Annotated in this window: 1 protein-coding gene; it reads left to right on the top strand. The window is 61.4% G+C overall.

Translation table 11 applies throughout. The annotated features are described in order from the left end of the window. Window positions 1-68: 68 nt before the first annotated feature. The coding region (locus SOP95_RS31820; RefSeq protein ID WP_323609561.1) for a LysR family transcriptional regulator at window positions 69-415 on the top strand (347 nt) is incomplete at its 3' end.

Below are 415 nucleotides of genomic sequence, written 5' to 3'. Positions count from 1 at the left end.
AGCGGGCGACAAAAGGCAGGGCATCGCCCAAAATCGAGGCCTTTCCCCGAACCCGGAGACGCTCTCAGGTGGCACTGCACAAGGACCTTCCACCATTGCTGGCACTGCGTGCCTTCGAAGCCGTGGCGCGGCATTTGAGTTTTATCAAGGCTGCCGGCGAGTTGTCGGTAACCCAGAGCGCTCTCAGTCATCAGGTGCAGAAACTTGAGCAGCATCTAGGCAAACCGCTGTTCATCCGACGCACCCGCGCGATCGATCTGACCACCGAAGGCCAACAGTACTACGACGAAATCCGCCCTGCCCTCGTTGCCATCGCCGCCGCCACGCGTGCCCAACGGGTTGCCCCCAGCTCCACCGTATTGCACATCGGTTTACTGGCATCTTTCGCCACGCTGTGGCTGGCGCCGCGTTTGGC

Origin of the sequence: Pseudomonas sp. YuFO8, assembly GCF_035065025.1 — a bacterium.
GTDB lineage: Bacteria > Pseudomonadota > Gammaproteobacteria > Pseudomonadales > Pseudomonadaceae > Aquipseudomonas > Aquipseudomonas putida_AE.
The sequence above is the reverse complement of the archived record's forward strand: the minus strand, read 5'-3'. Positions and strand labels throughout refer to the sequence as shown.